A 20,450-nucleotide genomic window follows, 5' to 3' on the forward strand; every position below is an offset into this window, starting at 1 on the left:
ATTGAATATTCTGATAAGTTTATATTTACCAAGTTTAAATTTAACTGTATAATCATTTTGGTAAATACATGATTGAGGAGAAACGGAAAATGAAAAGATTACTTATTGCATCATCTATTTGTCTATCAATGATTTTGTCTATTCTAGCAGCTCCGCCTTCAAGTGCAAAGGCGGAAACAGCACATAACCCTGTTGTTCTTGTTCATGGGATTAGCGGTGCATCATACAATTTTTTTGCTATTAAACATTACTTAATCTCTCAGGGCTGGCAAAGCAATAAACTGTATGCAATTGATTTTTATGATAAAACAGGGAATAACCTAAATAACGGGCCGCAGCTTGCAGCATATATTGATCGCGTGTTAAAAGAAACAGGAGCTAAAAAAGTAGATATCGTGGCTCATAGTATGGGAGGAGCCAATACGCTGTATGCTATAAAATATTTAGGCGGGGGCAATAAGATTCAAAATGTTGTCACGCTCGGAGGGGCTAATGGTTTAGTGTCATCTGTTGCGCTGCCGGGTACAGATCCTAATCAAAAGATCCTCTATACATCGATCTACAGTCTGAATGATGAAATTGTAATCAATAGCTTGTCTCGATTACAAGGAGCCAGAAACATCCAGCTGTATGGCATTGGACATATTGGATTGCTTTCTAATAGCCAAGTCAACGCCTATATCAAAGAAGGATTGAATGGCGGGGGACTAAATACGAACTGATGCTTCAAGATATGCGGCTATGTTAAAACCTGCTGTTCAGTTACAGCAGGTTTTTTGTATTCTGACAGGTTGAAAAGAGCAGAAAGTCAGAATGAAAACTGACCTTTTTGTAAGTTCTAATCCAGTTATTCAGCACTTCCCGAATGAATACTTCATATAACGGATAATCCTGCTCAAACACTTCTGCTGAAGCTTTTCGCAAATGCGGGAGCCGCCACCTTCATGACAAATGGTCCCTTCCGCAACGCCGGCTTTTTTTGGTAATTTCACTCGTGGATGCCGACAAATCGCGGATTGGATTACTATCAAAAAAGTGAACAGGACACTGTTCCCGCGCCTCAAGCATAGCAGACCGGCTGTACGGGACAAAGGGCTGATGGCGGTATGCCAAAAAGTTATGGGTCTTTATGGGTCTTAGTCGTTCATGCATACTGAAAGATAAGAAATCAGGCACTTTTTTCAATTGAAGCAGGTGTGTTAAGGTACAACCATCGATTTCTAAAAATTTGAAATAAAGGAGCGCTGTTATGCAAATCAAAGAAATTTTTGTGATCCGCTGCATTTCGTGCTTAAGTGTCGTTCTGCTCCATATCATTTCAATGGTCCTGATGCTTCAGGCGGAAGCACTTGCTGATATTTCTCACACGGTTGATTCTTTGCGCACACTCCTGATGTTCAGCACGCCTGCTTTCATTTTCATCTCTGAGTTTTTGCTGGCGCGTTCTTATCCTGACGGGGTGCCGGAGGGGTTTTTGAAGAAGAGAGGAAAAGTGATTTTTATTCCCTTTTTGTTTATCGCAGCCATTGATGCCTTGCTGATGGCCAGTGCAATGGGGGGAAAGCTGACTTTTCTGGCGTTTGTGCAGAAATATCTGGAAAACGTATTTTTAGGAAACTTTATCGGATATTTCATTCTTGTCATCTTCCAATTTTATATCCTGCACATGCTCTTTCATGAGTATTTGAAAAAAGCATCGCCAAAATGGGTGCTGTCTGTTTCGTTTGTGGTGACAGCCGCTTATTTGGGCTATTTCTCAGCAGTCAGTCCGGCACCCGCTTCTGAACAAGGCGGTTCATTTCCGTTCTTCTGGGTTCCGTTTGCAGGCTGGCTTTTCTACTTTTGTCTCGCTTATTACTGCGGAAAAGAGTACAAGCGGTTTTTAGCGCTGCTGAATCAATACCGCTGGGTGGTATACGGCGCTGCGGTCGGGTCCGCCGCGTTGGTTGTGGCTGTTTCTTATTTCGGAGAGGTCGGCATGATCAGCTCAAAGCGGCCTGACATCATGCTTTATTCAACAAGTATGATTTTCCTGTGCTTTCACCTGTTTTCTAACATAAAGCAGGTGCCGAAAATCATTATGTTTATCAGTAACTATTCCTTTTCGATTTATCTGCTGCACGCTTATTTTATGATCATTGGCTATGTTTTGCTGTTAAATATGCCAGACATTCCCGCCGTGCCGGCCGTTTTCTTGCTGTTTGCCGTCTGCACAGCGGGCCCGATCCTGACATCCTGGGCACTGAACAAGTTTAAATATGGATATTTGTTTGTAGGGAAAATCTATCAGCCGAAGAGGCGAAAAGTAAAAATGGAAGTGCGAGACCACGCAGGCTGAAAAATCACGGCAGGAGAAACGTTCCTGCCGTGATTTTTATGTTTCATTCACTTGCAATACTGTTTTTAAATACAGTTTAGCTGCTTCTGCCATTCCTGATACATCAGCTTTATCTTCATTGAAATAAAGCGCGTTCTGGATTATGCCATCGTTCACATTAAGAAAAAACTTAGTAATCGTCGCCAGAGGCTGCAGCGGCTGAAATTCCCCTTGATCGATTCCTTTTTGCAAAAGCTTCGAAAACCTTGTCACAAAAAGATCATAACGCTTCTCCAAATACTCGCGCCGTTCTTCATTGCGCCAAGCCGTCACCAAATATTCAAATTGTACCGGCGCCAATGTATCCGCCGCTTCACGCAGGCCTTCAGTCAGTCCATCGAGGTAGCTGGTAATAGTCTCCCAGACACTTCGGTTTTCAGCTGATTCATCCAGCTTTCGGAGCCCTTCATCGAGGTTGGCCTCAATGATGCGGCGAAACATCTCTTCTGTACTGGAAAAATAAAGATAGACGCCGCCTCTGCTGAAGCCCGATTCTTCCACAACGTCCTTCATTGTCGTTAATTCAAATCCTTTTCGTTTAAAAACGGTTTTGGCGGCTTCTAAAATCTCCGCTTGCCGTTTATCTTTGTGCTCCTTTGTTACTTTCGGTGACAAAATATCGCCTGCTTTCTGCCATTTTCTTACCTATAAGTGTAGTCAACCCGGCCGCAATCAGCAAGCAGCCACAGATCAGAAAAGCAAGAGATACGCCGATCAATTCGGCCAGCACGCCCCCGCCCGCTATGCCGAGAATGGAGGCGAGAGTCGTCATGCTCTGAATAGCGCCAAACACTCTGCCGCTATAATCAACAGGCACGGACGTCTGAACAAGAATTTGAAACGGGATATGAACGAGCCCGAAAGCTGCTCCCATGATGAAAAAAGCGAAGATAAAAAGTGCTGTGCCAACAATTCCGAGGCCTCCCAGAAATGGCACACATCCAGTTGCTATTCCAAGCAGACATGCCCCCAGTGTGAAATAAAGCAGATAAGAGGAAATTCGCCTTTTCCCTACAATGGCCGCCGTCAGCAACATGCCGGCCCCGCTTACGGCCATGCACCATCCTGCAAGTTCGGGCGGCGCACCGGGAAAAGAGCGGATGAGAATAATAGCCTGTGAATCGCCTATCTGCAATATGAAGAGAACAAAGCAAGCCGTGAACAAGCCCGTCAATAGAAGAGGTGTCTGTTTCATAAATAGAAAACCTTCTTTTATAGAAGCAAGTGCTGATGTTTTGTCTTGAGGTGTATTGGATGTTTGCTGAAATGCATCTCTCGGAAGCAAAAACAAAATGACAGCAGATAGAAGAAAAGCGCCCGCGTTGATGAAGAAAACGGAATGAATGGAGACTGCGGCGACCATTATGCCGCCAAGCGCGGGACCGAAAATTTTTGCAGTGTTATCGATGATGCTGCTGATAGAAACGGCCTGCTGAAGGAAAGCTTCTGATGTCAATTCCTTAAGCTTACCGTTTTTAGAAGGTGAAAACAATGAAGAAAAACAGCTCTGAAGGCTGAGCAATACGTAAAGCTGCCAAAGCTCACTGACATAAACACAGCTGATAACGGTGAGGGTGCGGCCGATTTCAGACAGAAACATGATCATTTTTCTGTCAAATCGATCTGCAAGCACACCCGATACGGGGCCGAGAACAATGACAGGCAGTGCAAATGACATCATTAAAAAAGACATATCCAGTGAAGAAGCATCCAGCTGAAAGGCGGCTAATGTTAAGACGGCCAAAATGTGCAGCCAGTCGCCAAGGGAAGAAATCGTTTGCGAGGCTAACAGCGTCATCAGCCCTTTATTTCTCCAAAACAATGATTGACCCATAGTTTTCTCCTCCTGTTCATAAAAGTGACACTAGTGTCGTTTTTTATTGTATGGGAAAATAACACAATAAACAATCGTTTTCTTGTAAAATAATAAAGATTGAATAAAGCATTCAGGAGGGAGATGCGCATGTCAACAGCCAATTTAAGCTATCCAATAGGAGAGTACAAACCTAGTAAATTCATATCAAACGAGCAGAAAGAAGAATGGATTCAAGTGCTGGAGGAAGTGCCGGCTAAGCTGAAGCAAGCCGTTGAGGGAATGACGGACAGCCAGCTTGATACACCGTACCGAGACGGCGGATGGACCGTCCGGCAAGTTGTTCATCATCTGGCTGACAGTCATATGAATAGCTATATCCGTTTTAAATTAAGTTTGACAGATGAGACGCCGGCCATCCGTCCGTATGATGAAAAAGCATGGTCGGAGCTTGAAGACTCCAAAACAGCGGAGCCGAGCGGTTCACTCGCGCTTTTGCAGGAGCTTCACGGAAGATGGACGGCTCTTCTCCGCACTCTGACGGATCAGCAATTTCAGCGCGGATTTTACCATCCCGATACAAAAGAGATCATTACCCTAGAGAACGCGCTTGGGCTGTATGTCTGGCACTCACATCACCATATCGCTCATATTACGGAGCTTTCCAAACGGATGGGGTGGTCTTAACGCTTTTGCCGGCGGAAAGCCGGGAGACTGATTGCTGCAATCACCAGCAGAGAAATCACAGCCGCCGCCGCATATAAATGATCATAGCCGCTGGCAACACTGGCATGAATGGCATCGCTTATCGCAGTTTTGACTTCAGGCACAGGAATGCGTTCGATTTGTTCTTGTAAAGAAGAAACATCTGAACTGTCGATCTCGGGAATCATTTGCATAGCCTTCCCTGACTGTCCGCTGTCCGATAAGCGGCTGCTGATTTCATCGCCGATTTGGTCAAACCCTGCTGTGATAAAACCTGCATAAAGAGTAGGCGCCAATGTCAGTCCGATTTGCCTTACTAATGAAAGCGTGCCGAGCGCCGTGCCCTTATTCGCTTTAGCTGCTTCTGATACAAGAACATTCAGCGGAGCGCCTAGCAGAAAGCCAAAACCTATGCCGGCCGCCACGCTTGCAATGACAAACTCCCATTTTTCCGTCACCCAAAGCGGAAATAAAGCAAATCCCGCACATGAAATAATTCCTGAAAGCACAACAGTTTTCACCGGCCCTTTTTTGTCGGTGAGCGCTCCGCCAAGCCAAGCGCCGATTCCGGAAGCTAAGGCAAGAGGTGTCATCCAATAGCCCGCTTTTGCGGCAGGAACGCCTAAATATTGCTCAACATATGACGGAATAAAAATAACCGCCGCCAAGAGGCCCCCGGATAATAAACCGATGATAAGCGTTCGCTGAAACATGTGATTCCGAAGTAAAGAATACGCCAGAATGGGATCGCCCCCGCGCATTTCCATCCGCTTCTCAAACCATACGAGCGCCGCAAAACAAAAAATACCGAAAACAATACATCCATAAACCTCAGGGTCTCCCAGGCTTTTTAAGAGATTTGCCCCGTCCAGGTTCGTCATGCCGTACATGACAGCCAAAATTGACAAGGACAGAAGAAAAATTCCGGCCGTGTCGAGACGTTTGGCCTCCGGCGCTTTGGTTTCCACAATAAAAAATGCACCGAAAACAACCAGCAGCACTGCAATCGGCAGGTTAATCAAAAACAGCCAATGCCATGACCCGGTCCAATCAAGCAGAAAGCTTCCGATATTGGGTCCGAGCACAGCAGCCATCCCGTTCATCGCCCCTAGCAAACCAAGGGCCTTCCCTTGCTTTTCCTTTGGAAGTGTAGCAAGGACATGAGAACTTCCGATGATGAAAATCCCGCCGCCTCCAAGCGCCTGAATCAGCCGTGAGATAAGAAAAAGCGGAAAGCTTTGGCTTAAAGCGACAAGCAAAGAACCAAGCCCGAAAAGGCCGACTTCAATAAGAAACAGCTTTTTTCTGCCGTAGCGGTCGGAAAGCTTTCCGACGATCGGCACACTGACGCTGAGACCGAGCGTATAAAGCGTAATGCCCCATGAACCCCAAGACGGAGAAACGGCAAACGATTCGTTTATCGTGGTCAGCGCAGCGGAGATGATCCCGTTATCCAGCGCAGCCATAAACACACCGATGGTAAACAGGCTGATCGCCCACTTTTGGCTTTTTTGATCTGCCAATGCCTTATGCATATTCATCAGCTCCTTTTACTTCACTCGGAATATATTATTCATTTAAAATGAACCAAATGTCAAATAAAAAAAAGTCTGCCTCCGCAGTTTGCGTGAGGACAGACTTCGCTGACATTATTCTTTTTTAGCTTGCTCCAGCGCTCTGGAAAGAATAGAAAGCCCTTTGGAAACAGCTTGCTTTTCATCAGGAGACAGCATTTCCAAGGAACGCTTCAATTTCATATGGCCCTTTTGATAAAGCCCGCGAAAAATATTTTTCGCATCCTCCGTTAAATGAACAACCACTGAACGGCGGTCCTCTTCAGAGTGTGAGCGTTTAACAAAGCCGGATTTCTCAAGGCGGTCAAGCAGCCCGGTTGTATTTGACAGGGAAGCCCCCATTTTCTCTGCAATTTCACTGACCTTCAGCGTTCCGTGATTGTTTAAAAGCATGAGCACTTTCATTTGCGGCATGCTCATATCCAGCTTCATCCACTCAGACACATCACCGAGCCCGGCAGATGTTAAGACTTTCATATAAAGCACCCAAATTTCACGTTCCTCAGATGAAAGAATATTTTCGTTTAATACTGTTGTATCATGTAAGTTATATTCCATTTGATCACTTCCTCGTCATTCGCTCCTCTTACCATATTACTCGATTTTAACCGCTGAAAGAAAGTCAGCATAAACCGCAGATGAGACTTTGTCCGAAAAATAGCGGTAGTGTATAATGAGTTGGAGATTATTGGGGAAAGAAATATCGAACTGTATATGATTGGAGAGACCATTGCTGATTAAAAAGAATGCTTTATCAATTTTAAAAATCGTTTTTCCTGTTGCTGTTTTACTATTTGTGTTTTATCAGTCGAAAAAAGAATTGACAAACCTGTCATTCAAACGAACGCTTATGGTTATCAACGGGCTGGAGCGGACCGACTTATTCATTCTTGTGCTCATCGGCCTGCTTGCTGTTGCGGCCATGTCACTATATGATTACGTTCTTAAATATTCGCTGCGCCTTTCGATCACAAACGGAAAGGTGTTCAGAGTATCCTGGATTGCCAATTCATTTAATAATGTCCTTGGCTTCGGAGGGTTAGCCGGAGTCGGGTTAAGAATGATGTTTTATAAGGAGCATACAAAAGACCATAAAGCGCTGGTGAAAGGAATTGCCTGGCTTACATCCTCTATGCTGCTCGGCCTTTCAGTTTTCAGCATTTTCGTTGTCGCAAGACTGCTGCCCGTGGATGAAGTCATCAATGAAAAACCATGGCTGTGGGCGGTTGTTATCGGCTTCGCGCTGATTGTGCCGGTCTCTTTGGCGGCGGCTAAACGAAAAGGCCGCAAAGCAGGGGATGAAGAGGGCGCAGACAAAGTGAAAAATCCGATTTTCGCTTATATGGGCGCTTCCGTTGCAGAATGGCTTATGGCTGGAATCGTAATCTATCTGTCTCTGTTCGCCATGGGAATTCATGCTGACATCAGGTATGTGTTCGGGGTATTCGTGATTGCGGCAATCGGGGGCATGATCAGTCTTGTTCCGGGCGGCTTCGGCTCGTTTGACCTTTTGTTTTTGCTCGGAATGGAGCAGCTTGGCTACCATCAGGAAGCCATTGTGACGTCGATTGTGCTGTACCGGCTCGTCTATTCATTTATCCCGTTCGTTTTGGGACTGTTCTTTGCTGCCGGCGACCTGACCGAAAGTACGATGAAACGGCTTGAAACGAACCCGCGAATTGCACCGGCTATCGAAACGACAAACGTGCTGCTTGTCGTACAGCGGGCCATGTTAGTGAGGATTTTGCAGGGATCGCTTTCACTCATTGTGTTCGTAGCCGGTCTCATTGTCCTTGCGTCGGTGTCACTGCCGATTGATAGGCTGACAGTCATTCCGCACATTCCCCGTCCGGTCCTTTTGCTGTTCAACGGGCTGTCCTTAAGCTCAGCGCTCATTTTGCTGATATTGCCGATCGAGCTTTATAAACGGACAAAACGGTCCTATACAATGGCAATTACAGCGCTTGTCGGCGGATTTGTTTTCAGCTTTTTAAAAGGGCTCAATATCAGTGCAATATTCATATTGCCGATTATCATCGTCTTGCTTGTGCTGCTGAAAAAACAATTTGTCAGAGAACAGGCTTCCTATACGCTAGGGCAAATGATTTTCGCTGCTGCCCTGTTTACTGTGGCGCTGTTTAACTATAACCTTATCGCAAGCTTCATCTGGGATCGGATGAAAAAGGTGCTGCGCCACGAATATTTCGTCCACAGCACTTCCCATATTACACATGCGACCATCATGGCAGTCATCGCCGTTCCGCTGTTCTTCTTTATTTTTACAGTGGTGTATCATAAGAAAACCAAACCAATTGGGGAAAAAGCTGATCCAGAACGTCTTGCTGAGTTTTTGAATGAAAAAGGCGGCAACGCGCTCAGCCATCTCGGCTTTCTGGGGGATAAGCGGTTTTATTTCTCAAGCGACGGCAATGCATTGCTTCTGTTTGGGAAAATCGCAAGACGGCTGGTCGTGCTCGGCGATCCGTCCGGCCAAAAGGAGTCGTTCCCGCTTGTGCTCGAAGAATTTCTTAACGAAGCACATCAAAAGGGATTCAGTGTTCTGTTCTATCAAATCGAACGAGAGGACATGGCGCTGTACCACGATTTTGGCTACAACTTTTTTAAACTTGGCGAGGAAGCCTATGTGGACTTAAACACGTTTACCATATCAGGGAAGAAAAAAGCCGGCCTGCGGGCAATCAATAACCGGTTTGAACGGGAGGAATATACTTTCCATGTAGATCATCCTCCATTTTCAGAAGCGTTTTTAGAAGAGCTCAAACAAATCTCCGATGATTGGCTCGGCTCGAAAAAGGAGAAGGGCTTTTCACTCGGGTTCTTTGATCCGTCATATTTACAGAGAGCGCCGATCGCCTATATGAAAAATGCCGAAGGGGACATTGTAGCTTTCGCCAATATCATGCCAATGTATCAGGAAGGCGAAATCTCGGTCGATCTGATGCGCTATCGCAGCGACGCCCCGAACGGTATTATGGATGCATTGTTCATCCGCATGTTTTTATGGGCGAAGGAGGAGGGGTGCACGTCATTTAACATGGGCATGGCGCCCTTGGCCAATGTCGGCACGGCCTTTACATCCTTCTGGTCAGAACGCTTCGCGGCTGTCATTTTTAATAATGTTCGGTACATGTACAGCTTCAGCGGGCTCCGAGCATTTAAAGAAAAATACAAACCCGAATGGCGCGGAAAATACTTGGCGTATCGGAAAAACAGATCTCTTTCTGTCACCATGTTCCTCGTCACGCGTCTGATCGGCAAAAGCAAAAAAGACTCCGTCTAAACAGACGGAGTTCTTTTTTTATTTAGACTTTAAGAAATACGTTTCAATATCGTCAAGCAGATAGTTTGCGGCTTTGATTCCGCCTGCGGTTGTCCACACGACGTCATCGACCTCATGGGCGTTCCCTGATTTCACAGCTTTGAGGTTTTTCCATAGTGAACTGCTCGTCCACTGATTGGCCCATTTTTCATTATCTTTTGCATTATCGGCTTTATAAGTGAAATAAAAAAGCACATCGCCATCCATATCAGGAATGGATTCTTTGCTGTCTGTTGAGAACGTGAATTGGTCCTTTTGTTTCTTGAATAGCTCCACTTGCTTTTCAGGACGTTTAAAACCAAGCTGGTCTAAAATAATGCCTGAGAATGAATCTTTATAATAGATTCTTGACTCGCCGGACAGAAAGCGTACAACAGACACAGTTTTGTTTGTCTGATCGCCAAGCTTATCTTTCATATCGGCAACGCGCTTATCAAAATCGGCAATGACTTCTTTGCCTTTGTCCGCCTTATTCACCGCGTCGGCATAAAGAGTCAGGTTATCCTTCCAGTTCCCGGCTAAAGATTCAGCAAAAACCGTAGGCGCAATCGCATTTAACTGATCATAAATCTTTTCTTGGCGCACTTTATTTCCAATAATCAAATCAGGCTTTAACTCCGCGATGGCTTCCACATTCGGTTCAGTTTCTAGCCCGACGTTTTTAACACCTTCCATATCGTCTTTCAGGTAGTCATACCACGGGTCGCCCTTCCATGACTTCACGGCCCCGACAGGTTTAATGCCAAGCGCTAAAAGCGCCTCTGTTCCTTCATTTGTTAAGACGACAATCCGTTTTGGGTGGGCTGGAATGTTGTCTGATGTCCCCATTGCATGTTTAACCGTTCTTGTTTTGCTGCTTGACCCCTCGCTGTTTCCGGAACTTTCTGAACTATTACAGGCAGAAAGCACCATAACGGCCATAAGTAATACAAATAGCATGCTGATATGCTTTTTCATCTTTTTCCTCCCAATATTGAAATTCATTATCATTTAGATCATAATAAGCAGTGGTGAGAGTGTCAATCATTAATTGAGGATGATTCTCAAAAACAATCAATTTACTGCAGTCATGATGAAGAATGTTACATAGTAAATCACTAGGAGAATTGGATGATGATCTTCAAAAAGGCTTATTCGAAATGGATTTTGTTATTATGTCTGCTTTTCATTTTGCTGGCGGCTGTCTGCGCAAGTGTCATATACGGCTATACCGGTACGTCATGGGGACAGGTCTATCAAGCGTTTACATCTTTTAACGGATCAAATGAGCAAGTCATCATTAAAGACGTCAGGCTCCCGCGCGCCTTGGTTGCCACGGTCGTCGGCGCTTCCCTTGCGGCTGCCGGCGCTCTGATGCAGGCGCTGACAAAAAACCCGCTAGCATCACCAGGGATTTTCGGAATCAACGCAGGGGCCGGCTTTTTTATTGTTGCCGGATCATTTTTTCTGCATATTCAATCACCCCAAGCGCTTGTATGGAGCTCGTTTCTCGGTGCTTCCTTTACCGCCGCGATTGTCTATGCCGCAGGTTCGCTTGGAAGGGAAGGGCTCACGCCGATCAAATTGACGCTGGCTGGAGCAGCCATGGCGGCAATGTTTTCTTCGCTGACACAAGGCATGCTTTCCGTCAATGAACTCGAGCTGGCTCAGGTGCTATTTTGGCTGACGGGCTCTGTGCAGGGCAGGAGTCTCGATTTGCTGATGACAATGCTTCCGTATGCCGCGGCGGCGCTTTTGATCAGCTGTTTCCTCGGCCGGAAAATTAATCTTCTTGTCATGGGAGAAGATGTTGCCAAAGGACTTGGTCAAAAAACGGGACTGCTGAAATTCGCTATGGCACTATGCATTGTCCTGCTTGCCGGTTCAGCTGTCGCCATTGCCGGGCCGATTTCCTTTATCGGCATCATCATCCCGCACTTTGCCCGCTTTATCATCGGCAATGATTATCGCTGGGTTCTGCCGTTTTCCGCTGTTTTGGGTGCGATTTTACTAGTTGCCGCGGACATCGGGGCCCGATATATCATTATGCCTCAGGAGGTTCCTGTGGGGGTTATGACGGCGATTATCGGCATGCCTGTGTTTGTTTACATCGCAAGAAGGGGGGCGAATCTATGAAACTTCGTTTTGGCTTTACAGCGGCTGAAAAGAAAGCATGGATTGTCTTTTTTGTTTTACTCGGTTTAACAGCGGCTGTGTTCATCATAAGCGCCGGTCTCGGACAGCGGTTCATTCCTCCTTGGGATGTGGCCAAAACATTTTTCGGTGCAGGTTCAAAGCTCGATGAAATGATGGTGATGTCGTTCCGCATGCCAAGAATTTTGACAGCTGTATGCGCCGGCGTTTGCTTGGCTGCAGCAGGCGCAATTTTGCAGGGGCTGGTCAGAAACCCTCTCGCATCCCCGGATATTATCGGAATCACGGGCGGAGCGGCTGTGGCTGTGGTGCTTGTCATGATGTTCTTCTCAGACCGAAGCGATTCACTGACGATCAGTCTGTCATGGCTTCCGGCTGCCGCATTTATCGGGGCATCAGTTGTTGGACTTATCGTTTATTTACTCGCATACAAAAATGGCGCCTCCACGTTTCGGCTGGTGCTGATCGGAATCGGATTTTCAATGTCTGCACAAGCGATGACCACATTGCTCATGATCAAAGGACCGATCTACAGGGCGTCCCAAGCCAATGTATACATAACAGGTTCGGTCTACGGATCTAACTGGCAGCATGTAAAAATAGCCGTGTTGCTGTCTGTCATTCTCTTATTCATTTGTTTTATCTGTCTTAAAAATATGAATATACAGATGCTCGGTGAAGATATTGCGGCAGGCGCGGGAAGCTCCGTGCAAAGAAACCGGTTCTTCCTCCTGCTGCTGAGTACGGCTCTTACGGGCTGTGCGGTTTCGGTTGCCGGAACGATTGGTTTTGTCGGTCTGATGGCGCCGCACATCGCAAGGCGTCTCGTCGGCTCGTCTTACGGTGCGCTGCTCCCGGCATCTGCACTGATCGGGGCTCTGCTCGTATTAGGAGCAGACATCATCGGCAGAACCTTATTTGCCCCGGTCGAAGTTCCGGCAGGCGTTTTTACAGCGGCGATCGGCGCCCCCTATTTTATTTATTTGCTCTATAAAACAAGAAATTCCTGATTGTAAGAACCCATTTTCTCTGCAAAGAAAATGGGTTCTTGGTATTGACTGAAAATTCCCTCTAATATTTTGTTATACTGACAGAGACATTGATGTAGAAAGGATGGCAGGCGAATGAAAGCAGAGGTATTAAAATATGAAGCATTTACGGAAAATCCCGGCAAAGGAAACCCCGCGGGAGTGGTATTGCACGGGGACCATTATACAGAAGAAGAAATGCAGAGAATAGCTGAAATCGCAGGATATTCAGAAACCTCCTTTATTCGGAACAGCGAGGCGGCTGATCTTGAACTCCGTTACTTCACTCCTGGACACGAAATGAATTTATGCGGGCATGCGACGGTCGCTTCCCTATACGCATTATGTGAAAAAGGAAGGCTGGAGATTGGTAAAACGTACAGCATCCAGACAAAAGCCGGTATCTTGCCAGCAAACATTTCTGAAAAAGAGGGGCGCATCCATATCACACTTGAACAGGCTGCTCCGAAATTCAAACCATTTACGGGCGACCGGGAAAAGCTCGCGGACGCATTGGGAATTACGGCCGAGGACTTTCATGAGGACCTTCCAATTGTTTTTGGCAGCACAGGCATATGGACTGCGATCGTTCCGCTCAAATCATTAGAAGCCTCTAAAAAAATGGTGCCGAATAACAAACAATTTCCGGATGTTCTAGTTGATCTGCCAAAAGCCTCAGTGCATCCATTTACCTTTGAAACGATTCACTCTGACAGCGACCTGCACGGGCGCCACTTTTCGTCGCCGTATTCAGGAACAATAGAAGATCCCGTGACTGGCACAGCATCCGGTGTGATGGGAGCTTACATGCAGCAATACGGCCGGTCCGGGCAGCGTACATTCATCATTGAACAAGGACAGGAGATGGGGAAAGACGGAAGAGTGGAAATTGAAATAAATGGAGAAAACGATCACATCAAAGTGAACATGACAGGGACTGCCGTTTACTCAGAAACTCGGATTCTTGAAATCTAATATGGCTGACGGTTTACAAAAAGCTGCACTTTCCGTTATGATTATGATTGATAATCATTTTCAATTGGACAGAAAGGGTGAAGCGGTATGCCTCAAGCCGAACAGATAAATCAAGATTCAGCACTGCGGGATATCATACGCAGCAGAAGATCAATCCGTAAATTTAAACAAGATCCCGTACCTCCGGCTGTCATCCTTGACATGCTAGAAACGGCAAAATATGCGCCAAATCACAGAGTGACGGAGCCTTGGAGATTTATTTACGTTTCCAGTGAAACTGGAAAAGCAAGCTTGATTAAAACCTTTGCTTCATTTTCTAAAAAATCAAAGCCGGACATGACGGAAGAAAAACTCCAAAACTTCAAAAAGACACTCAGCCGTGTGCCGGGATTTCTGCTCGTTGTATTTAAGGAAGATGAGAACGAAAGAGCAAGAGATGATGATTTTGCGGCAACCAGCTCATTGATTCAAAACCTCCAGCTTCTTGCCTGGGAAAAAGGAATCGGCATGGTTTGGAAAAGCGGAAAGATCCTCTATGATAAAGACGTGCATCAAGCCTTCGGTTTACAGGATAACGAGCGCTTCGCCGCGATCATACAAACAGGCTATCCTGATGAAATGCCGGAAGTGAAAAAACGCACACCGATAAAGGAACGGTTCACCGAGCTGTAAAAAACCCCCTGTCTCAAGCAGAGACAAGGGGTTTTTCATTAACGTTTTTTGCTTTTCGCTCTGCTGTCGGCCGCTTTTGCGCGCTCCTGCGCTTCGCGGTCATCCGCATCAGCGAGTTCGCTTGAATATTCCTCGTAAACGCCGTCAGTTTCTCGTTTTAACGCATCGGGAACCTGAGGAAGTTTTTGTTTGTTTTTATCACGGTTTTTGTGGATATGATTTCTGCCCATATCAAATTCCCCCTAAAAAGTGATATCAAACAAACATAGTATCTGCTTTCCGGCGCTATGTATCCCTACTTCCGCTTAGCAGCTTTTTCCGCCTTTTTAAATTCACTCGAATAAAGAACTTCCTGCATTTTCTTCAGGTTGGCTCCTTGCTGGTGCTTCTCCCTCTTCTTTTCCATAAAAGGACCTCCTTCAACCATGTTATTCTTAAGGTTGACGCTTCCTTCCGTTTTTATACAGCATTTCGGTCCGTCAGCAGCTGCGAGAGGGCGAATTCAAGGTCTGAATATGTAAAACGGAATCCGGACGTAATTGCTTTTTTAGGCAGAGCGCGCTGTCCTTTCACAATAAGCAGGCTCATTTCCCCCAATGCTTTTGATAAAAAGAATGCTGGAACGGGGAGCCAGTGGGGACGGTGTTTCACCCGTGCAATCGTTTTTCCGAACTGCTTCATTTCAACCGGATTAGGCGCTGTCACATTAACAGGACCTGAGATGCTGTCGTTTTCGATTGCATATACAATCAGCTGGGCGGCGTCATCCACGTGAATCCAGGACAGCCACTGATTGCCCGTCCCGATCGTTCCGCCGGCCAGCAGTTTATATGGCAGAACCATCAGCGGGAGAGCGCCTTTTTCTCCGAGCATCACGCCAAATCTCGCGTAAACCGTTCGAATGCCCATCACCTCTATATTTTGCCCTTCCCGTTCCCACATATGTGCAGTGTGGCTGAGAAAATCCTCGTCCGACGTGGGGGAGTCTTCTGTAAAGGTTTTTTCAAGGCTGGTGCCGTAAATGCCCACTGCACTGGCTTGAATAAGCGCCTTCGGTTTTTTCGCCTGTTTATGAATAAGCCGCCGTACTTCCCGGGTTGCATCGATCCGGCTGGAGAGAATTTGCTGCTTCGTTTTTTCGTTCCAGCGGCCAAAAATCGATTTTCCCGCAAGATTTACCCAAACATCAATATGGGGAAGTTCTTGTTCAGGCGCAGCTTCTTCAGTCAGCCATTGGACATAAGTGATATTTTTTTGTTCAGTTTTTGGCGCGTTTCTTGATAAAATATAAACATGATGTCCCTGGCGGGTGAGGACGCCAGTCAGATGCGTACCGAGAAAACCCGTTCCGCCCGTCATTGCAATATTCATAAACATCTCTCCTCATCGTTCTGATAACTATACTTTACCTCATTTTGATCATAGAAAACGCATTTGAGACCGGAGAAGGGAGATTAAGATGCCATTTATTACAAAGATTTCAGCGCAAAAGAAGAATACGGAACGCTTTAATATTTTTCTGGATGAAAAATATGCTTTCAGTGTTGACGCAGATGTGCTCGTGAAATTTGAGCTTACAAAGGGAAAAGAGCTTGATGACCTCGAGATCATTGAGATTCAATACGGCGATGAAGTAAAAAAAGGCTTCAACCGTGCGATTGATTTTTTATCCTATCGAATGCGGTCAACGAAAGAGGTAGAAGACCACTTAAAGAAAAAAGAAACCTCGGCGCCCGTCATTGCGGAAGTGATTCATAAGCTGAACGATTACAACTATTTAAATGACCAAGAGTTTGCGGCGGCCTACGTGAGCACTCACAAGAAAACAAACGGAAAAGGGCCTGACGTTTTGTTCAGAGAGCTGAAAGCGAAGGGGATCGATGACGACACCATCAAAGATACGCTGAGTTCTTTCTCCTTTGAAGAACAGACGGACAAAGCAGTTAAGCATATCGAAAAGCTTCTGAAGAAAGACAAGAAACTCTCTTCAAAAGAAATCAAACAGCGAGCACAGATGCAGCTGCAGCGCAAAGGCTTCTCATTTGATGTCATCTCTGCGGCGCTGGAGCAGATTGAATACGAAAATGATGAAGACACTGAAAAAGAAGCGCTGCGTCTTCATGCGGAAAAAGCGTTTAGAAAATACCGTTATGACGGCTCCTATGAAAGTGCCATGAAGGTCAAACAATTTTTATTCAGAAAAGGATTCTCACTCGATTTAATCGATCAATTTCTGCAGGAAGAGGAGTAGCTGAAAAATGGAGAAACGATACAGTCAAATGACAACGTACGAACTGAATACAGAAATCGCAGGACTCTCTGAAAAAGCAAGAAAAGCGGAACAGCTTGGAATCATAAATGAACTGGCAGTGCTCGAACGGAAAATTGCCATGGCAAAGGCATACTTGCTGAATCCGGAGGACTTCTCGCCGGGAGAAACGTATGTTGTGGACGGCTCTGAGGATGAGTTTCACATTAACTATTTAAATGGCGTTTTCGCTTGGGGATACAGAACATCGGCTCCCGATCAAGAAGAAGCGCTTCCAATCTCAGTATTACAGCAAAAGAAGCAGGGATAACCGAGAGGCTGAATATCAGCCTCTTTTTTATTTGAGCACACTCAAGGCGATTTTTAGAGAAAAAATGATTGAATTCACCCTGGATTTCTTTTAAGATGGAACTCGTTGTTTTTTCACATTAAAGGAGGCGATGACGTTGAGTATGAAAAATCCATCAGTAAAATTAATTATTTTTGTTCTAATGATCTGCACGTTTTCAATTGGATACACAGAATATGCGGTGATGGGTATTTTGACGTCGATTGCCGATGACTTTCATATACATGTTTCCTCTGCGGGACTCCTTGTCACCGCTTATGCGGCAAGCGTCTGTGTAACAGGCCCGCTCGTCACGATTGTTTCTGTCAAGCTCCCGAGAAAGCCGGTACTTCTTGGGTTGATGGGGATTTTCATCCTTTCCAACCTGATGAGCGCACTGGCACCGAATTTTGCGGTATTGGCGGTCTCAAGAATTTTATCTGCTTCCATTCACGGCGCTTTCTTTGCGATTGCGATGGTATTCGCTAGTGAAATGGTGCCGCCGGAAAAACGCGCCGCAGCCGCTGCGTCTATGAACGGCGGTTTAACAGTGGCTTTGATGCTGGGTGTTCCATTCGGTTCCTACTTGGGTGATGTCCTAAACTGGAGAGTCGTGTTTTCCATCATTACGGTGCTTGGAGTGATCGGATTTTTAGGCCTGATGGCTACCGTGCCGAACAGAAAACCAAAAGTCATCCCGATGCTCATGAATGAGTGGGGAGTATTTAAACACAAACAGGTGCTGTACTCCTTTGCGATTACAATTTTAGGCTATTCAGGCGTATTTATCGCGTATACGTTTATCGAGCCGATTTTAAGAAATTCAGCGGGTTTCAGCACAGTCGGCATTACAGGCGCCCTCTTCGCCTATGGTTTGGGAGGGGTTGCGGGAAACTTCTTTGCGGGAAAAGTGCCGCTTCCTCTGCTGACCCGGACCATGATTGGCGTCATGATCGGTTTGATCGGCGTACTTGCGGTATTCCCGTACATCGCCGTTTATCCGGCCGCAGCTATTGTCGCGACTTTCTTATTTGGAGCTTGCGCATTCGGCACACCGCCTCTTTTGCAAACAAAGGTGCTTTCTTCATCTGAGAACGGAACAACGATCGCCGCAGCTGTGAGCGTGTCTGCATTTAACCTGGCCAATGCGCTCGGCGCGTGGATCGGCGGCATCATTTTAAGCGGAACCGGCTCTTATTCCTGGCTGTTTGCGGGAGGAGCGCTGATGACCGCGTGCGGACTGGTGCTCTCAACATTTGCGCATCTGTCTGAAAAGAAAAGCGTCTATGAGTATCAAGTCAATAAAGGCTAAAAAACAGCTGCACATGTGCAGCTGTTCTTCTTTTATCGTTTGCCGGAGGCTCTCATTTTTTCCTGAGGATGCTGGTTGATTGACCCGTCAGGACGCTTTGAAGCATAGTCGTCCTTTGCTCTCGGTTCACCTTGAAACTTGTTTTCGTTTTCGTAAGGAAATCCTTTTTCTTTATTGCGGACCATGTCATATCCCCCTAGGTTCGAGATCAAAAAGTTGCGTCTTGCCAGATGAAGACGTAAGGTTAGTATATGGAGAACATGAAGTTTTAAAGCGTAATTTTTTTCCTGAAGGAAAGGAGACCACCAAATGAATACGTATATTGAGAAACTGACAAATCTGCTTCTGGAAAAAAACGATATGATCAGCTACATTCAGGCGAAAACATGGGTGGAATTGTTATGGAGCGACTTTGAAGCAACCTATGCAAAAGCCGGACACGCCTACCAAGGCGAAAAAATGACCGAAAAAATCGTCACACAGTGGATTGAGAACTATGGCGGCCAGCTCCACCTTTTCCAAAGCGGCCGTGAAGACGTGAATGATTACTTAAACCAAAGCAGAGGGCTTTTACATTAACACAGCCTGCCGGCAAAGTACGGCAGGCTGTTTTTTACACATTTGTATTAAGCATATCACTAATCACCATTCTAAGCATAAAACCAAGAAAAGCAGTATATGCAATCAGCTGCAGATAGGACAGAGGAAGCATGGATTGATGAATAAGAACAACACCTATAAGCAAAATAACAATCATCACCCAATGTGATATATAGCCCGCGAAATGAGCATTTGAGCGGGTGCGTTGGTCATTCTGAAAGTGTACGTTTCCCCAGAGTTTATTTCTATGAATATGTGCGGCAGAATAAAGAACTCGTGCAGTTCCGATGACTGCTAACAGAAGTGTTAAAGTTGAAGGTGAATGCCAATAAACGACATACAATAAAATGGGAAGCAAAGTTTGCAAAAACAATCCGGTACGATACGTCATGTTCATATTATTTGTCTCCTTCTATCCAGAATAATTGATCTAATGAGCACTCTAATACTGAAGATAATTTAATTGCAGTGCCTATCGAGGGTTCATATCTTTGTTTTTCAATTGCAATGACCGTCTGTCTTGTCACTTGAATGTTTTCTGCCAGCTGATCCTGTGTCCATCCTTTAGCTTTTCTGTATTCTTTTACATAATTACGAACCCCGTGCTTCATCTTATTTGATCCTCTCTCGTTATGTAACGTATACCTTACATAATGTATCATACAAAGATTAGAATGTAATGTACACCTTACAAACCTTAACATTTCCTTAACTGTTAGAAAAAATAAACAAAAAGTGTTTCATCCTCCAGGCAATCAGGGAATACCTCTTATATCTTGTCAAAATCCGAGGAGGAGCTATGTATGAAAAAGAAACAAGTATTGCTCGCTTTAACTGCCGCCGCAGGACTGAGTTTCACAGCATGTAGCACTGCTCCCGCGGCAAAAGCTGCAACCCTTCAGACCATAAATGTCACCATGCCATCATCAGATTCTTATATGATTAAAGCAGGAAAACTGAATGTCCGGGCTGAGCCAAAACAAAAAAGCGCGATTCTCGGCACAGTATCATCTGAACAGAAAGTCACTGTAAAGGGGTTTGCTAATGCTGATTGGGCTCAAATCGAATTCAAAGGAAAAAAAGCATATATTTCAACACACTTCTTAATGAAAACCGCAAGTCAAGCAAAAACAGCAAAACAGACTGCCTTCTATTCTCCAACACCGGAAAATGGAAAAGCCAAGCAGCTTTCCTCGGGGACAGAAGTCACTTTGCTCGGCTGGGGATTCAGTGAAAACGGAGGATTTGATTTCAGCTGGGCATTCGTTGATCACGGCGGGATAAAAGGCTATATTCCGACAAAGGATTTACAAATACGCTAAAT

24 protein-coding genes are annotated in these 20,450 nt (G+C 45.6%); 13 read left to right on the plus strand and 11 right to left on the minus strand.

Annotated features, from left to right (window positions below; all coding sequences use genetic code 11):
* Nucleotides 1–89: 89 nt before the first annotated feature.
* Both estB and MTN95_RS20605 read left to right on the plus strand, forming a co-directional pair.
* A complete protein-coding gene (gene estB, locus MTN95_RS20600) occupies nt 90–722 on the plus strand; it encodes an esterase EstB (RefSeq protein WP_202853465.1) in 633 nt (210 codons plus the stop codon).
* Nucleotides 723–1,249: 527 nt separating this feature from the next.
* Nucleotides 1,250–2,338, plus strand: coding sequence for an acyltransferase family protein (locus MTN95_RS20605; protein WP_227599236.1), 1,089 nt, complete (start codon nt 1,250–1,252; stop codon nt 2,336–2,338).
* A gap of 36 nt (nt 2,339–2,374) precedes the next feature.
* On the opposite strand, the gene MTN95_RS20610 is transcribed toward MTN95_RS20605, so the two are convergent.
* Both MTN95_RS20610 and MTN95_RS20615 read right to left on the minus strand, forming a co-directional pair.
* Nucleotides 2,375–2,992 (minus strand): TetR/AcrR family transcriptional regulator, encoded by a 618-nt coding sequence (locus MTN95_RS20610; RefSeq protein WP_227599235.1) that lies wholly within the window; start codon nt 2,990–2,992, stop codon nt 2,375–2,377.
* Nucleotides 2,958–4,211, minus strand: a complete 1,254-nt coding sequence (locus tag MTN95_RS20615) for an MFS transporter (protein WP_248339862.1) — start codon at nt 4,209–4,211, stop codon at nt 2,958–2,960. The genes MTN95_RS20610 and MTN95_RS20615 overlap by 35 nt, the downstream gene beginning before the upstream one ends.
* Before the next feature lie 129 nt (nt 4,212–4,340).
* Here MTN95_RS20615 and bstA point away from each other — a divergent pair, with 129 nt between their 5' ends.
* Nucleotides 4,341–4,877, plus strand: coding sequence for a YfiT family bacillithiol transferase (gene bstA, locus MTN95_RS20620; protein WP_248339864.1), 537 nt, complete (start codon nt 4,341–4,343; stop codon nt 4,875–4,877).
* On the opposite strand, the gene MTN95_RS20625 is transcribed toward bstA, so the two are convergent.
* Both MTN95_RS20625 and MTN95_RS20630 read right to left on the minus strand, forming a co-directional pair.
* The gene (locus MTN95_RS20625; RefSeq protein ID WP_106021594.1) at nt 4,874–6,430 is read right to left on the minus strand and encodes an MFS transporter; all 1,557 of its coding nucleotides are present in this window, start codon (nt 6,428–6,430) and stop codon (nt 4,874–4,876) included. The two genes, bstA and MTN95_RS20625, sit on opposite strands and share 4 nt — an antisense overlap.
* A 114-nt stretch (nt 6,431–6,544) precedes the next feature.
* Nucleotides 6,545–7,027 carry a MarR family transcriptional regulator gene (locus MTN95_RS20630; protein WP_105954856.1) on the minus strand — a complete coding sequence of 161 codons (483 nt, stop codon included), beginning with the start codon at nt 7,025–7,027 and terminating at the stop codon, nt 6,545–6,547.
* A gap of 172 nt (nt 7,028–7,199) precedes the next feature.
* On the opposite strand from MTN95_RS20630, the gene mprF reads away from it, so the two are divergent.
* A complete protein-coding gene (mprF, locus tag MTN95_RS20635) occupies nt 7,200–9,770 on the plus strand; it encodes a bifunctional lysylphosphatidylglycerol flippase/synthetase MprF (protein WP_202853470.1) in 2,571 nt (856 codons plus the stop codon).
* 18 nt (nt 9,771–9,788) lie between these two features.
* Here the strand turns inward: mprF and MTN95_RS20640 are convergent, their stop codons facing one another.
* Nucleotides 9,789–10,766: an ABC transporter substrate-binding protein gene (locus MTN95_RS20640; protein ID WP_105991393.1), complete on the minus strand. Its 978-nt coding sequence runs from the start codon at nt 10,764–10,766 to the stop codon at nt 9,789–9,791.
* 156 nt (nt 10,767–10,922) lie between these two features.
* Between MTN95_RS20640 and MTN95_RS20645 the strand changes: the two genes are divergently transcribed.
* From MTN95_RS20645 to MTN95_RS20660, 4 genes are all read left to right on the plus strand, one after another.
* Complete coding sequence (locus tag MTN95_RS20645; protein WP_105954859.1) at nt 10,923–11,924, plus strand: FecCD family ABC transporter permease; 1,002 nt, start codon at nt 10,923–10,925, stop codon at nt 11,922–11,924.
* Nucleotides 11,921–12,952, plus strand: a complete 1,032-nt coding sequence (locus tag MTN95_RS20650) for a FecCD family ABC transporter permease (RefSeq protein ID WP_101863577.1) — start codon at nt 11,921–11,923, stop codon at nt 12,950–12,952. The genes MTN95_RS20645 and MTN95_RS20650 overlap by 4 nt, the downstream gene beginning before the upstream one ends.
* A 114-nt stretch (nt 12,953–13,066) precedes the next feature.
* A complete protein-coding gene (locus MTN95_RS20655; protein WP_105991394.1) occupies nt 13,067–13,945 on the plus strand; it encodes a PhzF family phenazine biosynthesis isomerase in 879 nt (292 codons plus the stop codon).
* Between the two features lie 87 nt (nt 13,946–14,032).
* Nucleotides 14,033–14,617 carry a nitroreductase family protein gene (locus MTN95_RS20660; protein ID WP_106021589.1) on the plus strand — a complete coding sequence of 195 codons (585 nt, stop codon included), beginning with the start codon at nt 14,033–14,035 and terminating at the stop codon, nt 14,615–14,617.
* Nucleotides 14,618–14,655: 38 nt separating this feature from the next.
* Here MTN95_RS20660 and MTN95_RS20665 read toward each other — a convergent pair whose 3' ends face one another.
* The 3 genes from MTN95_RS20665 to MTN95_RS20675 all read right to left on the minus strand — a co-directional run bounded on the left by MTN95_RS20665 (nt 14,656) and on the right by MTN95_RS20675 (nt 15,988).
* A complete protein-coding gene (locus MTN95_RS20665; protein ID WP_044163723.1) occupies nt 14,656–14,847 on the minus strand; it encodes a YfhD family protein in 192 nt (63 codons plus the stop codon).
* 65 nt (nt 14,848–14,912) lie between these two features.
* Nucleotides 14,913–15,023: a YfhE family protein gene (locus MTN95_RS20670; protein WP_010333447.1), complete on the minus strand. Its 111-nt coding sequence runs from the start codon at nt 15,021–15,023 to the stop codon at nt 14,913–14,915.
* Nucleotides 15,024–15,076: 53 nt separating this feature from the next.
* Nucleotides 15,077–15,988 (minus strand): TIGR01777 family oxidoreductase, encoded by a 912-nt coding sequence (locus tag MTN95_RS20675; RefSeq protein ID WP_248339867.1) that lies wholly within the window; start codon nt 15,986–15,988, stop codon nt 15,077–15,079.
* An 88-nt stretch (nt 15,989–16,076) separates the two neighbouring features.
* Here MTN95_RS20675 and recX point away from each other — a divergent pair, with 88 nt between their 5' ends.
* The 3 genes from recX to MTN95_RS20690 all read left to right on the plus strand — a co-directional run bounded on the left by recX (nt 16,077) and on the right by MTN95_RS20690 (nt 18,526).
* Nucleotides 16,077–16,868 carry a recombination regulator RecX gene (gene recX / locus MTN95_RS20680; RefSeq protein ID WP_105954864.1) on the plus strand — a complete coding sequence of 264 codons (792 nt, stop codon included), beginning with the start codon at nt 16,077–16,079 and terminating at the stop codon, nt 16,866–16,868.
* Nucleotides 16,869–16,875: 7 nt separating this feature from the next.
* Entirely contained in the window at nt 16,876–17,196 is a 321-nt protein-coding gene (locus MTN95_RS20685; RefSeq protein ID WP_248339869.1) for a YfhH family protein, read from the plus strand.
* A gap of 136 nt (nt 17,197–17,332) precedes the next feature.
* Nucleotides 17,333–18,526, plus strand: coding sequence for an MFS transporter (locus tag MTN95_RS20690; protein ID WP_083244566.1), 1,194 nt, complete (start codon nt 17,333–17,335; stop codon nt 18,524–18,526).
* Between the two features lie 32 nt (nt 18,527–18,558).
* Here MTN95_RS20690 and MTN95_RS20695 read toward each other — a convergent pair whose 3' ends face one another.
* A complete protein-coding gene (locus MTN95_RS20695) occupies nt 18,559–18,711 on the minus strand; it encodes a small, acid-soluble spore protein K (RefSeq protein ID WP_010333452.1) in 153 nt (50 codons plus the stop codon).
* Between the two features lie 124 nt (nt 18,712–18,835).
* Here MTN95_RS20695 and MTN95_RS20700 point away from each other — a divergent pair, with 124 nt between their 5' ends.
* Nucleotides 18,836–19,105: a YfhJ family protein gene (locus MTN95_RS20700; protein ID WP_024120650.1), complete on the plus strand. Its 270-nt coding sequence runs from the start codon at nt 18,836–18,838 to the stop codon at nt 19,103–19,105.
* A 34-nt stretch (nt 19,106–19,139) separates the two neighbouring features.
* Here the strand turns inward: MTN95_RS20700 and MTN95_RS20705 are convergent, their stop codons facing one another.
* Entirely contained in the window at nt 19,140–19,523 is a 384-nt protein-coding gene (locus MTN95_RS20705) for a hypothetical protein (RefSeq protein WP_248339871.1), read from the minus strand.
* Nucleotide 19,524: 1 nt separating this feature from the next.
* A complete protein-coding gene (locus MTN95_RS20710) occupies nt 19,525–19,737 on the minus strand; it encodes a helix-turn-helix transcriptional regulator (RefSeq protein WP_248339872.1) in 213 nt (70 codons plus the stop codon).
* A 192-nt stretch (nt 19,738–19,929) separates the two neighbouring features.
* Here MTN95_RS20710 and MTN95_RS20715 point away from each other — a divergent pair, with 192 nt between their 5' ends.
* Nucleotides 19,930–20,448, plus strand: coding sequence for an SH3 domain-containing protein (locus tag MTN95_RS20715; RefSeq protein ID WP_202853730.1), 519 nt, complete (start codon nt 19,930–19,932; stop codon nt 20,446–20,448).
* Nucleotides 20,449–20,450 lie beyond the last annotated feature (2 nt).

This window comes from Bacillus sp. 2CMS4F, assembly GCF_023161785.1.
Classification (GTDB): Bacteria; Bacillota; Bacilli; order Bacillales; family Bacillaceae; genus Bacillus; species Bacillus halotolerans.

Coding starts and splice junctions, on each gene's coding strand:
- estB (WP_202853465.1), top strand. CDS start 90: ATGAAAAGATTACTTATTGCATCATCTATTTGTCTATCAATGATTTTG.
- MTN95_RS20605 (WP_227599236.1), top strand. CDS start 1,250: ATGCAAATCAAAGAAATTTTTGTGATCCGCTGCATTTCGTGCTTAAGT.
- MTN95_RS20615 (WP_248339862.1), bottom strand. CDS start 4,211: ATGGGTCAATCATTGTTTTGGAGAAATAAAGGGCTGATGACGCTGTTA.
- bstA (WP_248339864.1), top strand. CDS start 4,341: ATGTCAACAGCCAATTTAAGCTATCCAATAGGAGAGTACAAACCTAGT.
- MTN95_RS20625 (WP_106021594.1), bottom strand. CDS start 6,430: ATGCATAAGGCATTGGCAGATCAAAAAAGCCAAAAGTGGGCGATCAGC.
- MTN95_RS20630 (WP_105954856.1), bottom strand. CDS start 7,027: ATGGAATATAACTTACATGATACAACAGTATTAAACGAAAATATTCTT.
- MTN95_RS20640 (WP_105991393.1), bottom strand. CDS start 10,766: ATGAAAAAGCATATCAGCATGCTATTTGTATTACTTATGGCCGTTATG.
- MTN95_RS20645 (WP_105954859.1), top strand. CDS start 10,923: ATGATCTTCAAAAAGGCTTATTCGAAATGGATTTTGTTATTATGTCTG.
- MTN95_RS20650 (WP_101863577.1), top strand. CDS start 11,921: ATGAAACTTCGTTTTGGCTTTACAGCGGCTGAAAAGAAAGCATGGATT.
- MTN95_RS20655 (WP_105991394.1), top strand. CDS start 13,067: ATGAAAGCAGAGGTATTAAAATATGAAGCATTTACGGAAAATCCCGGC.
- MTN95_RS20660 (WP_106021589.1), top strand. CDS start 14,033: ATGCCTCAAGCCGAACAGATAAATCAAGATTCAGCACTGCGGGATATC.
- MTN95_RS20665 (WP_044163723.1), bottom strand. CDS start 14,847: ATGGGCAGAAATCATATCCACAAAAACCGTGATAAAAACAAACAAAAA.
- MTN95_RS20670 (WP_010333447.1), bottom strand. CDS start 15,023: ATGGAAAAGAAGAGGGAGAAGCACCAGCAAGGAGCCAACCTGAAGAAA.
- MTN95_RS20675 (WP_248339867.1), bottom strand. CDS start 15,988: ATGAATATTGCAATGACGGGCGGAACGGGTTTTCTCGGTACGCATCTG.
- recX (WP_105954864.1), top strand. CDS start 16,077: ATGCCATTTATTACAAAGATTTCAGCGCAAAAGAAGAATACGGAACGC.
- MTN95_RS20685 (WP_248339869.1), top strand. CDS start 16,876: ATGGAGAAACGATACAGTCAAATGACAACGTACGAACTGAATACAGAA.
- MTN95_RS20695 (WP_010333452.1), bottom strand. CDS start 18,711: ATGGTCCGCAATAAAGAAAAAGGATTTCCTTACGAAAACGAAAACAAG.
- MTN95_RS20700 (WP_024120650.1), top strand. CDS start 18,836: ATGAATACGTATATTGAGAAACTGACAAATCTGCTTCTGGAAAAAAAC.
- MTN95_RS20705 (WP_248339871.1), bottom strand. CDS start 19,523: ATGAACATGACGTATCGTACCGGATTGTTTTTGCAAACTTTGCTTCCC.
- MTN95_RS20710 (WP_248339872.1), bottom strand. CDS start 19,737: ATGAAGCACGGGGTTCGTAATTATGTAAAAGAATACAGAAAAGCTAAA.
- MTN95_RS20715 (WP_202853730.1), top strand. CDS start 19,930: ATGAAAAAGAAACAAGTATTGCTCGCTTTAACTGCCGCCGCAGGACTG.